Raw genomic sequence first — 13,229 nt, 5'->3', positions numbered from 1 at the left:
TGTGAATGGGGTTATCCGAGGCTTTCCAGATCGCTGTCCTCGGCCAGCAGCACGCGCGTCTCGCCATGGACGTAGCGCGCCGGTGGTGGGGTTTGGGCGTGGGTGTCCAGCTCGTTGAGCAGGTGCTGCAGGGACATGGCCGTATCGAGGCCAGCGAAGGCCTGGCGCGGCCGTTCCTTGAGCGCTACAGCACGTATCACCTGCAGGCACAGCCGCGAAAGCTTGTGCAGGGTTTCCAGCCCAGGTATGTCGGGGTTGGTAGCGAAGTCGTGCAGCAGTTCGTCGGCGCCGTTGGCTCCGCGCGTCCAGATGCGCAACTGGTCGTGATCCCAACGCGGCGTATCGAACACCAGGCGTGCATGGATCAGCCGGGCGTCGCGGTCGACGAAGCTGAAATCCACCGTGCGCTGGCGGACGATGTTGACGAAGCTGCTGTAGCCAGTGACCGGTGCATCACCCAGGCCGGCGGTGAGCTGTACGGTGTCGAGGACCTGTTCGCCGGAAATTGAGAAGTCCGAGCGCACGCCGAGTACGCCATGCAGCCTGAGCCTACCCGGACGAGGGCAGATCCAGCCGATCAGGTCCAAGGCATGGATCACTTCGCTGGTCACGCCACAGGTGGGGCGGTAGTCGTTGATGCGGTCCTTGCCCCAGTGGAAGTTGGCGCGCACCAGTTGCCAGTCGTGCCGCTCGACCCATTCGCGCAGTTGTTGGGTGGCCTCCGAGTAACGCTCCACCAGGTCCAGAGCGAAGCCGCTGACGTGCTCCAGCGCGGCGGTGAGCTCGGCCAGATCATCCTGCCGAGTGACCAGGGGCTTCTCGCAGATCACGAAACCCCGGTAGCCGGCCAACTGCTTGAGCACCGGCGCATGGCTGTGATCGTTGACGCTGACCACGACTATGTCCGGCGCGAACTCCTCGAGCGCTCGGCAGACGCTGTCGAAGTAGGGCAGTTCGGAAGGCTTCTCCCGGCGTCCGACATAAGCCAGCGTTTGCGGCATACCGGTGCTGGTGGCGATGTGCTCGAACGCGCGACGGTAGCGATTGCCGGCATAGCCCAGGCCGATGATCAGGATCTTCATACCGAGGCCTCCTGACGGAACATCAAGCGCTCGTCGCTGACCGCGAAACCCAGGCCTTGGTACAGCGTCCCAGCGGCGTCTGTGCTTTGCAGGACCACGGACCTGACGCCGCGGTTGGCGAACCAGCGCAGCAGATGCTGCATCAACTGCCGGGCAATACCCCGATGGCGCCACTGCGGCTCCACCACCACCGACTGCACCCAGCCAGACAAGCCGTTGAGGCAGCCGGGGGCCGGGGCACGCTGGTCGATGATGGCGGTCGCGCAGCCCAGCACCTGGCCGGACTCCTTGTGCTCGGCGGCGACGATCTGCACGCAGTCGCTCTCGCCCAGGCGGCTGCCCAGCCAACTGCGGTAGGCCGCCCGCCACTGCGCGGCATCCTCCGGGGTTTTGCTGGAGTAGCTGGCCGAGGTACCGTCCAGCAGGTGGGCGCGCAGTTCGACCAGACTGGCCAGGTCAGCCAGCGTTGCCGGGCGCACGATGAGGAAGGACTGATCCATCTCAGGCCACCTCCGTGCTGAATGCCTGGGAGGCCAGTGGAATCGAGAAATGCTCGAAGGTCTCGCGCAGCGACACCGCCAGATGCTCGATCTGCGCATCGCTGTGGTTCGGTGTGGCATTGACCCGGAAGCGCTCGGTACCTACCGGCACCGACGGGTAGTTGATCGGTTGCAGGTACACACCGTGAGTGTGCAGCAGGCGTTCGGCCGCAGCCTTGCAGCGGCGTGCCTCGCTCACCAGTACCGGCAGCACATGGGTCTGGGAGCAGGGCATTACTGGGACATCATGGTGTTTGAGGCGCTCGCGCAGTTTGGCCGTCTGGGCGTGCAAACGATCACGCTCAGCATTGTTGGCCTTGAGGTGCTCGACGCTGGCCAGGCAGCCAGCGGTGATCGCCGGCGGTAGGGACGTGGTGAAGATAAAACCGGTGGCAAAGGAGCGAACCGCGTCGACGATCACCTGGGTCGAGGCGATGTAACCACCGATCACGCCAATGGCCTTGGCCATGGTGCCCTGGATGATGTCCACCTGGTCGGTCAGCCCGAGTTCGGCGGCAATGCCTGCGCCGCGTGGGCCATACATGCCCACGGCATGCACTTCGTCGAGGTAGGTGAGGGCGTTGTAGCGCTTGGCAACCTCGACGATCTTGGCGATCGGGGCGATGTCGCCGTCCATCGAGTAGACCGACTCGAACACGACGATCTTCGGCTGCCCCAGCGGGTAGCCAGCGAGGATCTGCTCCAGATGCTCGACATCGTTGTGACGAAAGATCTGCCGCGCGTTCGGCGTCGAACGGATGCCGTTGACGATGGAGGCATGGTTCAGTTCATCGCTGATCACGACGCAGTCGGGGAGGCGCCGCAGCAGGCACTGGATGGTCGCATCGTTGGAGCCGAAGCCAGTGGGGAACACCAGCGCGGCTTCCTTGCCGTGCCAGTCGGCCAAGCTAGCCTCCAGGCGGGCATACACTTCGTGCGAGCCGCCGATGTTGCGTGAGCCGCCGGAGCCGGCGCCGTAAGTCTCCAGTGCCTCGTGCATCCGCTCCCGGACTACCGGATGCTGGGACATCCCGAGGTAGTCGTTGCTGCACCAGACGACCACAGGTTCCTGGTCGCGGCCTTCCAGTTTGGCCAGTGGGTACTGACCGCAGATGCGGCTGAGGGTGGTGAAGGTGCGGTACTGGTTGGAGGACTTCAATGTCTCCAGTTGTTCACGAAGAAGTGCTTGGTACATCCCTTTATCTCCTTAGCAAGTTGATGACACGTCTCTGTGTGCTTCCTCATCAAGCAAGTGCCCTGGCGCGCGCGTTTGCGTCCAGGGCGGGGTATTCTTCTTTGGTTTTATGGGGGTTACAATTTGACTGTTTATGCTGTTACTGGAGGTAATCGGATGAGCGCTCCCCGTACACTCGAACGTACCCGGGTAGAGTTGGCCGAATTCCTGCGTAGTCGCCGCGAGCGCATCTCGCCGGAGGAGGTGGGGCTACCCACCGGTAGCCGAAGACGCACGCCCGGTTTGCGCCGCGAGGAGGTGGCTGCTTTGGCTGGAGTGGGTTTGTCTTGGTACACCTGGCTCGAGCAAGGGCGGGACATCAGCGTGTCCTCCAGCTTCCTCGACAACCTCTCCCGGGCCCTCAAGCTGGATGCCACCGAGCGTCGTCATCTGTTCCTGCTGGCTCACCAGCGTTTGCCGGCGGAACCTGGACGGACCTGGTGCGTGGTACCGCCACTGATCCATCGGCTGATGGCGGATATCCCGACGCGCCCGGCCTATGTGCTCAACCTGCGCTGGGACGTGCTGGCCTGGAACGCCGCGGCGGACCGGGTCTTCGGTTTCTCCACGCTGCCGGCTGACCGTCGCAATCTGCTGTGGATGCTGTTCACCAGCCCGGCCATGCAAGCGCTGTTCAATCCCTGGGAAGAGCAGGCGCTGCAGATCCTTTCCAGTTTCCGTCGCGACTTCGTGCGGGCCACTCAGGACCCGGAAATCGCTGCATTGGTGAAGGACCTGGCAAAGGCCTCGCCTGACTTCAGGGACTGGTGGCAACAGCAGGACATCCATGGCCCGTGCCAGGGCATTCGCAACCTGTGCATCGAGCCGATTGGCCAGATGGTGTTCGAGCACACCACGCTGACCATTGATGAAGATCGGCACCTGCGCCTGGTCTACTACGCGGCCAAAGAGGGCAGGCCGGAGAGCCGAGCCTTCGAGCAGTGGCTGCAGCAGGAGCCGGCTCGGGTGTAGGTGGGGAAGGCATTCAGCCAATCGTCCGCCCGCGCTGTCGCCCCAACTGCCAGGACACGCTGGTGCCCCGCACCACGGCATAGAGGCTCTGCCCGCGCTTCGGCTCGATCACCGGCTTCCAGGGCACTAGGCTGAAGCCCACACCATCATCGAGCAGGGCGAAGCGCCCGCTGGCCAGTTGCACGCTGCGCCGGTAGACCCCACTGACCCGTTCGCCATCAACGGGTGGCCGGTAGTGCAGGCCGGTCTGCGCTGCGATCTCGCGCGCCGTCGCCGATAGCTCTCGTTCACGCAAAGTAGACAGCAGGTTTCGCGCGAGTACGACACGCTGCCCCTGGCGTTCGGCCAGACCCTGTTCCATCAGGAAGTCCGCACGCTGCTTGAGCGCCTCGCGCACCTCCCTGCCGAAGCCGTTAGTCGCGAGCCCGTCTTTACCCCCGATCAGCTGCTGATCCAGCCAGGTCGCCCCGATAGCACGGACCTGTCGCTCCACTGACAACGGTGTACGCAGTTCGACAGCGACATCGCCCAGGCGGCGGGCGTCATGCTGTCGGCCTCGCTCGTGCAGGTCGGCGGGCACGCGCCAGATACCCTCATCCAACCGCTCCACGATACCGGCCCGGCGCAGGGCTTCCAGACGACGCACATGGCGTTCGACCAGCGCCTCGGGATCGTGTCCTTCGGCGGCCTGCGACCTGGCCAGTGCGAGGTGATGGTCGGCGCGGTAAATCCCACCTGCGGCCAGCGAAGCAATCGAGCGGTCCACCGCGCGCGGTTCGCTCATGGTGCGCGTCTCCACAACAGCGCCGATGGGGTAGTCGGCGAGTTCCGTGCGGGCCGGCAGAGAGAGGTAGTGGGCCTTGCCGTCGAGGCCATCCACCACCAGGTAGCCGCGGTCGTGCAGTTCATCCGCCAGTCCCTTGGCCACCACCTGGCCGACCACGGTACGGCTTCCGCCACTTGGCTCGAAGACTGCTAACTCCCGCTGTGTGTTGCCCATCGCGCGTTGCAGCGTGCGAACGATATCGCCGCGTTCGCCCATGGCGCGCAGGGTCGCCTCGGTATCGTCGTGCACGATCCAGCCGCCGGGCCGATCTTCTCGCGCCAAGCCAAGTTGCTGCAGGTGCTGCAGACGGCCGATTAAGTGTTGTCTACGGGGATGGTCGGCGAGGGTCTTCAGGTGCAGCACGCCAGCCTGGCGTTCGCGTAGGAGGGCGCGATCCAAACTGGTCCAGCGCTCTTGTTGTACCTCCCGTTGCAGGGTGCGTTGGATCTCCAATTCGGTGCGCGGGCCAAGCCACTCCGTGGCGAGCTCCGCAGCGCGGTTGCGCATGCCTTCCGCAATGTAGTCGCGAGCAATGACCAGGTCTTTGCCGGTGTCGTCCTTGCCGCGCAGGACGATGTGGGTGTGGGGGTTGTCGGTGTTCCAGTGATCGACTGCCACCCAGTCGAGGCCGGTGCCCAGGTCAGCCTCCATCCGACTCATTAGGTGACGGGTGTAGGTTCGCAGGTCATCGAGCTGCTCGGCATCCTCGGGCGAGACAATGAAACGGAACTGGTGTCGGTCTTCACTGCCTCGCGCCTCGAAGGCTTCCACGTCTGCCTGGTCGGTCAGCGGGCCGTATGCTTTACCGGGATTGCCTTCGCGACTCACGCCGTCGCGCTCGATGTAGCGCAGGTGGCTGAGGGTCGAACGCTTGCCGGCTTGGCGCAGGTTCACCAGGCGGGTCTTGATGGTGACGCGGCGGGCGTTGGGCGACTGCTGCCGCGTGCTGAAGCGTGCGGCGACATGGCCACGACCGAGGCGGGCACCGGGTTGCTGACCAGCCTTCCCCGCCTTGCCGCTGCCAGCCTTGTTGGCCTGGCGCAGCACCTGATTGATGAAGGTCTGACCGCGTTGCTTCGGTTTCCCAGGTTGGGGGCGAAAGCGTTGCTCGTTGTCCTGATTGCGTTCCTTGCTCATCCTGAGGGATCTCCAAACCGATCGTGGTCAGGCGTGGTAGGCACCGCGCTTGAACCAGCGTTTTCGCGTCAAAGACGCCAGGCCTGCACTTGATCGCACCAGCTCTGTGCCACATACAACCCACGTGCAGACTGCCTTCGAGCGCCACGAAGTGCTGCGCCCTTTTATCTTGCCCTCCGCTTTTTCCCTGTCTTGGTGCTCCTCGGGGGAATACAGAAAGAAGCGGACCAGGCATCTCGGCAGACCCGGACCGGTGGGGGAGGGCAGGGCTGCCGACACGGTGGCGGTGAGCGACTGCGCACGCCGATAACACGCAGATGGCCGAAAGGGCAACATGAAAACGGTCGGCTCATCGACGTGACTCCAACCACAACGGCTGCGCGCGACCGATCACCGCGCCGGCCGAGACTGGGCCGAAGTAGCGGCTGTCGAAAGACTCCGGGTTGGTGGTGCTGAGCAGGAAGAGTTCATCGCCAGCCAGGCGCCGGCAGGCCTGCCAGGTTGGCAGCGCTCGACCCTCTCTATCCCGGTGAAGGCGCTTGGTGACAATCTGGCCGTCGACCAGCACTTGGTCACCCCGTACGCATACGTTCTGCGGCGGGACGGCCACCACTGTCTTCAGCAGCGGCACATTCGTCGGTAGATAACCACGCTGCGCCGCGAATGCCATTGCCGCTGGCGGTAGGTGTACCAGCACCAGAGCTCCGGCTCCCAACGTCTCCGTCGGAGTGATCAAGTACCAACCGATGGGTACGCTGTCTGAGGCGTTGTAGGCGAGCCGTGGTGGCGACGTCGAGAGCGTCGTCCAACTCAGCGCGATCAGGCTGCAGGTGGCTAGCGCCAGTGGCCACCGCGCACAGCGAGCTCCCAGCGTCATGGCTTGAGCTCCGGGAACTGCCGCTCCAGTAGGTCGCGCAGCATCTCCGCCACTGTCACGCCTTGGCTGAAGGCAGTCAGTTTGATACGCGTGCGCAGTGCCGGCGTGATATCCAGTGTCAGCCGTGCCGAGTAGCGCTCGACCTTACCGTTGTCGATCGAGGTGCCCTGGCGTATCCAGGTCTCAGCCTGCGGGTTGGCCATGGGACGCGCTCCGATGCCGATGCGCTTGCCGCTCATGGTGACCACCGCAACAACTCGTCCACCAGGCTGCTGACCTCGCGTGCAGCGGCGCTGTCTGGTGCCAGCTCACGTGCTAGTCGGCCAGCTGCGACGCTCTCGGCGAAGACGATGCGCTGGCGCACCTCAGCCTGCAGGGCGGGTAACGGCTGGTCGGCCAGGGCGCCGCGGGCTTCCCGGCCGATCACCGTGGTGCTGATGCGCCGGTTGATGGCGAATGCCGCGCGCAGGGTTGGCCGAAACACCTGCGCCTCTCGAATCAGGCTGACCATCTCCGCGCTGGCCCACAGGTCATAAGGACTGGGCTGCACTGGGATCAACACACGCTCGGCGGCCAGCAGCGCCGAGCGGGCGAGGGCGGCGATACGTGGAGGACCGTCGATGATTACGTGGTCGGCACGCCGGGCCAGCTCCGGCGCTTCCTGGTGCAGGGTCTCGCGTGCCAGGCCGACAGCGCTGAATAGTCTGGGCAAGCCCTGCTGACTGCGTCGCTGTGTCCAGTCGAGTGCCGATCCTTGCGGGTCGGCATCGAGCAGGATCACGTTCCGCCCGCGCGGCGCCAGTTCGCCGGCGATGTGGGTGGCCAGGGTGGTCTTGCCGACCCCGCCTTTCTGATTGAGCAGGGCGACGATCATGGTCGAATCTCCCCAACCAAACAGCCCAGATCAACACCTGTCCACAAACGGGCGCTGGCCCAATGACAAGTTAGAGCTTTCAAGTTAGTAAAGTTAAGGGGGGCTGGAGCGCCCGCCAGACGCGGCCTGCAGGGGCGTCCATGCGCCTGATAGCACGAGGGTCGTACTCCCGATAGCACGTGCCAGGTTGCGCCTGATAGCACGAGTGAATTCACAGCTTGCCCGCAGGTTATCCCCGTGCCGTCTACGGCACGGGCCGAAAGGCCAGCAACTCGGTCGAGGGTGGCAGGTGCACGATGCCCAACTTGTACCCCGGTAGCGATTGTCGAGCGACCAGCGCGCGCAGGTCGAAGGCGAAGTCCGAGTAGCGCGCCAGGCTCCCCGACTTGCGGTGCAGGTGGCGAAAGTCGAACTGCCAGCCGTCCTCCTGCCGCCCACCATGCTTGCGTACTAGGCGGTACAGCCAGCGTTCGATGCCGCCGGTGAGACGGAAATAGGCCGGGTCGATGGTCAGCACCAGAGCCTGGTCGAGCACCCCGCTGTAGAACCAGTCCGGCAGGATCAGCTCGATGCCCAGCGGGCGGCCATCCGCCGCGGCCAGTTCCTTCCACTCGTTGATCCAGGAGAAACGATGCAGGCGCCGGCCGGTGACCTCGCGGATCGAGGTGGCAACGCTGGTCGACTGCAGTCGATCCAGGGCGGCCTTCAGCCGCAGGTAGTCGCGCAGTGACGTACCACGGCCGATAAAGCGCAAAATCTCGTAGGGCGTTGCCCGCATCAGGCGCGAAGTAGGAATACCCGCATCGCGCGCCTCGACGATCTGGCTGGCCGCCCAGATCAGGATGTCGGCATCCCAAATCGTGGCAATGCCATGCTCCAGGGTGCCCTCCACACGCACCGTCACACTGCCGGAGCGAAAGTCGATGGGTACAGTGCGCCGTGACTTGGCGAGCGAGAAGAACGGATGCGCCATCAGGTCCTGAGCATCGCGCGGCGCCATGTCGCCCGGCAGCGCCCGGAACAGATCCAACTGCTCGCTCTCTTTCGGTGGGATATCTCGGCGGCGATCCATGCACGAAGACTTCACTGGTCATGTCGGCTGGCTCCCTGATGGCGGCCGACGTACTCGGGGTCGAAGGTGGTCTCGAAACTGCGCGCATCGGCCCAGGTTTGGAGGTCGGCCAGCGCGTACATCACTCGGCGGCCGAACTTGTGGAAGCGCGGTCCGCCACCGATCACCCGCTGCTTCTCCAGCGTGCGTGGCGAAAGGCGCAGGAAGGCCGCCGCTTCGTCGTTGGTGAGGTAGCGAGGGGTAGGGGAGGCCTGGGGCATCTGAGCTGCGTTATCGCGCGCAGTCGGGCTCATGGCGTGTGCCGAAGGGCCTGCCTTTCGATGCAATGGGGAGTCGAGGTCGATGAGGCGAGGGTGACGGGAGATATCGGGTGAATGCGGCATGATGTGTCCTCCGTTGACGTGGGAGGAGCACCGTGCGCTAGCCATCGTGCTTGATCATGCCGGGTTGCGTCTGGGAAGCGTTGATGGGGAGCAGGACTTGGATTGTTGCCCAAAGGGTCAGGGCGCTGACCGAGCACGCCCATGTACGAGAGTGAGCACGCCCCAGGAGATCACTCTGCAACTGCCCATGCACGCAGCACTACTGGAATACGGATTTGCGGCTTGGCGCAGAACCTGAAAAACACATCGGCGCTTTTCCGTACTTCCGTAAAAACGAAATCCGCTTCCCCACAAATCCGCAGTTCTGTAGAAGCGGATTAGCTCATTTGTGCAGATACGTAAGTCCGTAACGGTCCGAATCTGTGGCCGCGATTCGGCTTGCCTCCAGGGTTGGACGCGCGGCTGTCCGAATGGACAGGGGCGCAAAAAGCAAGGGCACCGGGTCAATCCCGGTGCCCGCAACTCTCACGGTTCTCAATGGGAACGCAGTAGCACAATGCGTAAACAATGCCTCTGCTCTACGACGGTGCCGAGCCTTGGGCGAAATCCGGGTCCTCATGCCCGGCCGTGGACCCAGCATGCTCTGTTTTGCCGGGGTTTCCCCGCTACAACGCCTGCCTAGACGTAGTGCTTGAATGCATTGCTGTCGCGGATAAGAAGTTGCATCAGTTTGGGATGGATGAAGAGCTTTTCCTTGCCGACTTGCACCTCTTGCAGCACGCCAATGGCGACAAGCTCCTTGAGGTATCTGGAGGCGGCCTGACGCTGCGCAATCTGTTTGTCGACCACGTTGCTGATGCGGCAGTAGGGCTGTTCGAAAATTACGTCTACCAGTTCTCGCGAATAGGTTTTTGGTAGCTGGTCCCGGACAAACTGGGTGGTGTGTTCGGACAGGGCGCGGATGGCGGCAATCTTAGCGCTGGTCCAGCGGGCGGTTTCCTCCACGGCGCTGAGCATGTAAAGCAACCAGGGTTCCCAGGCTTGTTCGCGGGTGACATCGAGCAGCAGACGGTAGTAGTCGGCTCGGTGTGCGATGATGTAGCGGCTGAGGTAGAGAATCGGCAAATTCAGCAGGCCTTCCTGGATCAGGTACAGGGTGTTGAGAACACGCCCGGTTCTGCCATTGCCGTCGGTGAACGGGTGAATGGCCTCGAACTGGTAGTGCCCAACGGCCATGCGCACCAACGGATCCAGATCAGTCTCGTTGTGCAGGAAGCGCTCCCAGTTGGCGAGTAGATCGCGTAAGTGGTTTTCGCCCTCCGGCGGGGTGTAAATGATCTCTCCGGTACGGTCGTTGGCTAGCTGAGTGCCGGGTACTCGACGTATATCCATATTCACGCCTTTGAGCGTGCGGCAGATCTCGACTGCCGTGCCGGTGGAGAGTGGGCGTTCGGCCAAGGACTGGTAACCATGGTGCAGGGCCTTGCGGTAGCGCAGGGCTTCCTTGGTCGCGGGGTCGGCATGGTTATCACCATCTTGAGCATGCTGAAAGAGCAAGTCTGTGGTGGTGACGATGCTTTCGATTTCCGAGCTGTCCTTGGCTTCCAGCAACGGAATGGTGTTAATCAGCATCGTCTGATTGGGGATCAGCTCGGCAGCTTGTTTTAGTTCGGCCAAGGCTGTGCGCGCTTCAATACAGCGCTTGAGCACTGCACGGGTTTCCAGCTCAGCTGTCGGTGGCAGGGGCGGAAGCTCGTTATAAGGCTTGTCTGCCTGCCAGGGTAGAGGGGATGCAGTCATGGTGCGATCCTGATCCTTGGGGAATCTATCCAACGTCGCGGGCTCTCTGTAGAGGGCCCTTTCGTGGCGTCAGTGTAAACTTGTGCGCATAACGTGTCGCCGTTTTTTGAATTTGGCGACACGTTTTGCTCTCGTGTCGCTGGTGACGACATGTGGGCACAACGTGTTCTTGAAATGGCTTTCTTGCGACGTATCGTCTCAAGACTCGGTCGGTAGTGAAGAGCGCCGTGGGATGCCTGATTTGCGGCTGAGATTTGGCTTGCCTGCCTCTGGCTGATCGCAGGGTGCGTGCAGCACCCGATCAGCCTCCAGGGTGGGGCGCGCGGGTGGCCGACAGGACAGGGGCGCAAAAAAGCAAAGGCACCGGGTCAATCCCGGTGCCCGCGGTTCACACTACCTGCTCCAGAACACATGCACCTGCTGGAAACCGGTCTCGAGGGTGAACAGGTCGCCGCCGATCTCCATGTCGCAGGCCATGGCCCGGTAGTCAATGTAATGGACCAGATGCTGGGGAATGCTGGTGGTCTCCTCGGTCAGCTCCTGGGCATAGTCGGCCAGCGAGGCATAGCAACCGCAGTAGTCCTCCTCGGCGGCCTTGCGCGCATGCTCCAGATCGTTGAAATGGGAGAGCAGGGCGCCGCCAAAGTCGGGGTACTCCTCGATGAAGCAGGCGATCTCGTGGGCGCTTTGCAGCCCTTCGAATTCGCCGAGGTGGTAGCCGTCGAAACCCTCGAAGTCGTGGATGGCGTACTCCTCCGCACCCCCGACGGGCGAGGTTGCCAGCATCGCGTCGACCTGCGCCTGGATGTCGTCCATGTCCAGGGTCGCATCGATCCAGACGCCATGCAGATGACCGGCGTTGTAGGCGGCCAGGTCGGCAACGTAGATCCTGATTTCTTTGCTCATGGCTTTCGCTCCTTCGTCTTCAGGGTTCTGCGCTTGCGTTGCGCATGAACCCCTGCCGACTAGGGCGACTAAGGCCGTCGTGAAAAAATCAGGAAAAATCGCGGAGGCTCCACCCAGCGCAGCGGCCGGGTGGAAACCGTCTATTTTTTCTTGATTTTGAGGGGGCAAGAACCCCTGCTCTGGGAGTGGGAAAGGGTCACCACTGGTGGTGACAGCCCAATGCTTCACACACACATGTGGCACCAAAGGCAAGCGAAGCGCGCAGGCCCAAGGGGCCGGAGAGGACATGCGTGTCTATCAAGAAATCCTATGGCGGGCTCTACAGAATCGAGCCGGCTGAGCCGGCTCGAGTTTCGTGCCTACCGCGTCAAAGCCAGATCCCGGGTCCGCTGCTCATTGCGCTGCAACGAACACAGCCGCTGGTGAATACGGCTCAGGAAACCGACCTCGAAAGCACGCCGTTCCATTGCACAGGGGAGAAGATCACGCTCGGCGATCATGATCGCCCACAGCCAGCCGCTGCGAGCATTGTCGAGCCAGGTCTGAGCCAGTCCGACGCCTTGGTTGAAAGCCTGCCGGCAGTCCGCGGCCCAGATGATTTCCATGCCGGGATGGCCATCGTGTGGCGGGAGACAAGTCATGACGCCCTCGCTCATCGGGCACCTCCTCGCGCTTCAGACAGCGCGCGACGGAACAGCACGACCATCTCGTCGAGTAGATCCTGGGCCGAGTAAGCCGCCACCCGCAGGCGCAGGTTTTCCGGCTGGAGTCCATCCGGCCCGGCCATTTGATCCAGCAAGTTGCCGAGCATGGTGGCGCGCAGTTCGGCCGCAGCCTCGATGGGGAGGGGAGAGCGCTCGGATTCATGCAGCGGACTAGGCCGCCGTGGGAAGGGAACAACGCAGGTTTCGAACTCAGCCATGGCACACCTCCGGAATAGAGGTGAACAAGACCAGACTCCCAGGGCGGAGCTCTCGGGTAAAAAGGAGGTAGCGCATTTTCCTTATGCTCCATCGTGACATTAAGGAGCCGCACGCCACTCGCTACCACACGAATGGAGGCGGACCGTGCAAGGGTGGTAGACCGGCTCACGAAGGAACGCCGGACAGGCCGAAGCCCGCCTCACACGGCCGCCATAGGTGCACGAGAATGCAGCAAGTTCTCGATTGAGCCTGCTCTCGTATATGACGCAACCGCGCCTTCGTGTAATCGGGCTACCACTGACCTTGCTGGCCTTGGGCGGTTGTTCTGGCGAGGGCGAGGGGAATCGCCCCCGAGTTTCACGGTGGGAGGCTTTGATCCGGTTGACCGAATTCCCAGACTGTACGGTAGCGACAAGCTGGTCGGTGGCTGATGGTACGGGACAACGGCAGATGCATCATCAATGCGTTGGGGTACGATCCGGGTTTGCCGGTAGGCTCTTGCAGCTACCTCTGTGCAGCGGCGATGCGCTCCGGCCGTTGTTGGCCGGAGAGTTGCTCCCTTGGCTTGCCTGCGTTGCTGTCTGGCAGTCTGCAGGCGCCGCATTTTCATCGAGCCCGGTCGGCGATGGTCGGTCTTGAAGATCAACGAAAGCTAGGTGGTAAA

At 63.0% G+C, this 13,229-nt stretch carries 14 protein-coding genes; 1 reads left to right on the top strand and 13 read right to left on the bottom strand.

Annotated features, from left to right (window positions below; translation table 11 throughout):
- Positions 1-11 precede the first annotated feature (11 nt).
- The 3 genes from THL1_RS17060 to hemA are packed head-to-tail and all read right to left on the bottom strand — an operon-like array spanning position 12 to position 2,816.
- Positions 12-1,082, bottom strand: a complete 1,071-nt coding sequence (locus THL1_RS17060) for a Gfo/Idh/MocA family oxidoreductase (protein WP_069084344.1) — start codon at positions 1,080-1,082, stop codon at positions 12-14.
- Complete coding sequence (locus THL1_RS17055) at positions 1,079-1,582, bottom strand: GNAT family N-acetyltransferase (protein WP_069084343.1); 504 nt, start codon at positions 1,580-1,582, stop codon at positions 1,079-1,081. The genes THL1_RS17060 and THL1_RS17055 overlap by 4 nt, the downstream gene beginning before the upstream one ends.
- Before the next feature lies 1 nt (position 1,583).
- The gene (gene hemA, locus THL1_RS17050; protein ID WP_069084342.1) at positions 1,584-2,816 is read right to left on the bottom strand and encodes a 5-aminolevulinate synthase; all 1,233 of its coding nucleotides are present in this window, start codon (positions 2,814-2,816) and stop codon (positions 1,584-1,586) included.
- 156 nt (positions 2,817-2,972) lie between these two features.
- On the opposite strand from hemA, the gene THL1_RS17045 reads away from it, so the two are divergent.
- A complete protein-coding gene (locus THL1_RS17045) occupies positions 2,973-3,827 on the top strand; it encodes a helix-turn-helix transcriptional regulator (protein ID WP_069084341.1) in 855 nt (284 codons plus the stop codon).
- A 13-nt stretch (positions 3,828-3,840) separates the two neighbouring features.
- On the opposite strand, the gene THL1_RS17040 is transcribed toward THL1_RS17045, so the two are convergent.
- The 10 genes from THL1_RS17040 to THL1_RS16995 all read right to left on the bottom strand — a co-directional run bounded on the left by THL1_RS17040 (position 3,841) and on the right by THL1_RS16995 (position 12,564).
- Entirely contained in the window at positions 3,841-5,790 is a 1,950-nt protein-coding gene (locus THL1_RS17040) for a relaxase/mobilization nuclease and DUF3363 domain-containing protein (RefSeq protein WP_069084340.1), read from the bottom strand.
- 349 nt (positions 5,791-6,139) lie between these two features.
- Entirely contained in the window at positions 6,140-6,667 is a 528-nt protein-coding gene (gene traF / locus THL1_RS17035) for a conjugative transfer signal peptidase TraF (protein ID WP_069084339.1), read from the bottom strand.
- The gene (locus THL1_RS17030; RefSeq protein WP_069084338.1) at positions 6,664-6,906 is read right to left on the bottom strand and encodes a hypothetical protein; all 243 of its coding nucleotides are present in this window, start codon (positions 6,904-6,906) and stop codon (positions 6,664-6,666) included. The genes traF and THL1_RS17030 overlap by 4 nt, the downstream gene beginning before the upstream one ends.
- Entirely contained in the window at positions 6,903-7,541 is a 639-nt protein-coding gene (gene parA, locus THL1_RS17025; RefSeq protein ID WP_069084337.1) for a ParA family partition ATPase, read from the bottom strand. The genes THL1_RS17030 and parA overlap by 4 nt, the downstream gene beginning before the upstream one ends.
- Before the next feature lie 244 nt (positions 7,542-7,785).
- Positions 7,786-8,613 (bottom strand): replication initiator protein A, encoded by an 828-nt coding sequence (locus THL1_RS17020; protein ID WP_069084336.1) that lies wholly within the window; start codon positions 8,611-8,613, stop codon positions 7,786-7,788.
- A gap of 11 nt (positions 8,614-8,624) precedes the next feature.
- Complete coding sequence (locus THL1_RS17015; protein ID WP_237234726.1) at positions 8,625-8,906, bottom strand: helix-turn-helix transcriptional regulator; 282 nt, start codon at positions 8,904-8,906, stop codon at positions 8,625-8,627.
- 708 nt (positions 8,907-9,614) lie between these two features.
- Entirely contained in the window at positions 9,615-10,736 is a 1,122-nt protein-coding gene (gene fic / locus THL1_RS17010; RefSeq protein WP_069084334.1) for a protein adenylyltransferase Fic, read from the bottom strand.
- 393 nt (positions 10,737-11,129) lie between these two features.
- Positions 11,130-11,642 (bottom strand): antirestriction protein ArdA, encoded by a 513-nt coding sequence (locus THL1_RS17005; RefSeq protein ID WP_069084333.1) that lies wholly within the window; start codon positions 11,640-11,642, stop codon positions 11,130-11,132.
- A 359-nt stretch (positions 11,643-12,001) separates the two neighbouring features.
- Positions 12,002-12,298 (bottom strand): LasR-specific antiactivator QslA, encoded by a 297-nt coding sequence (locus tag THL1_RS17000; protein ID WP_069084332.1) that lies wholly within the window; start codon positions 12,296-12,298, stop codon positions 12,002-12,004.
- On the bottom strand, positions 12,295-12,564 hold the full coding sequence (locus THL1_RS16995) for a hypothetical protein (protein ID WP_069084331.1): 270 nt from the start codon (positions 12,562-12,564) through the stop codon (positions 12,295-12,297). The genes THL1_RS17000 and THL1_RS16995 overlap by 4 nt, the downstream gene beginning before the upstream one ends.
- Positions 12,565-13,229 lie beyond the last annotated feature (665 nt).

Origin of the sequence: Pseudomonas sp. TCU-HL1, from assembly GCF_001708505.1 — a bacterium.
In the GTDB taxonomy this organism is placed as follows: Bacteria; Pseudomonadota; Gammaproteobacteria; order Pseudomonadales; family Pseudomonadaceae; genus Metapseudomonas.
The sequence above is the reverse complement of the archived record's forward strand: the minus strand, read 5'-3'. Positions and strand labels throughout refer to the sequence as shown.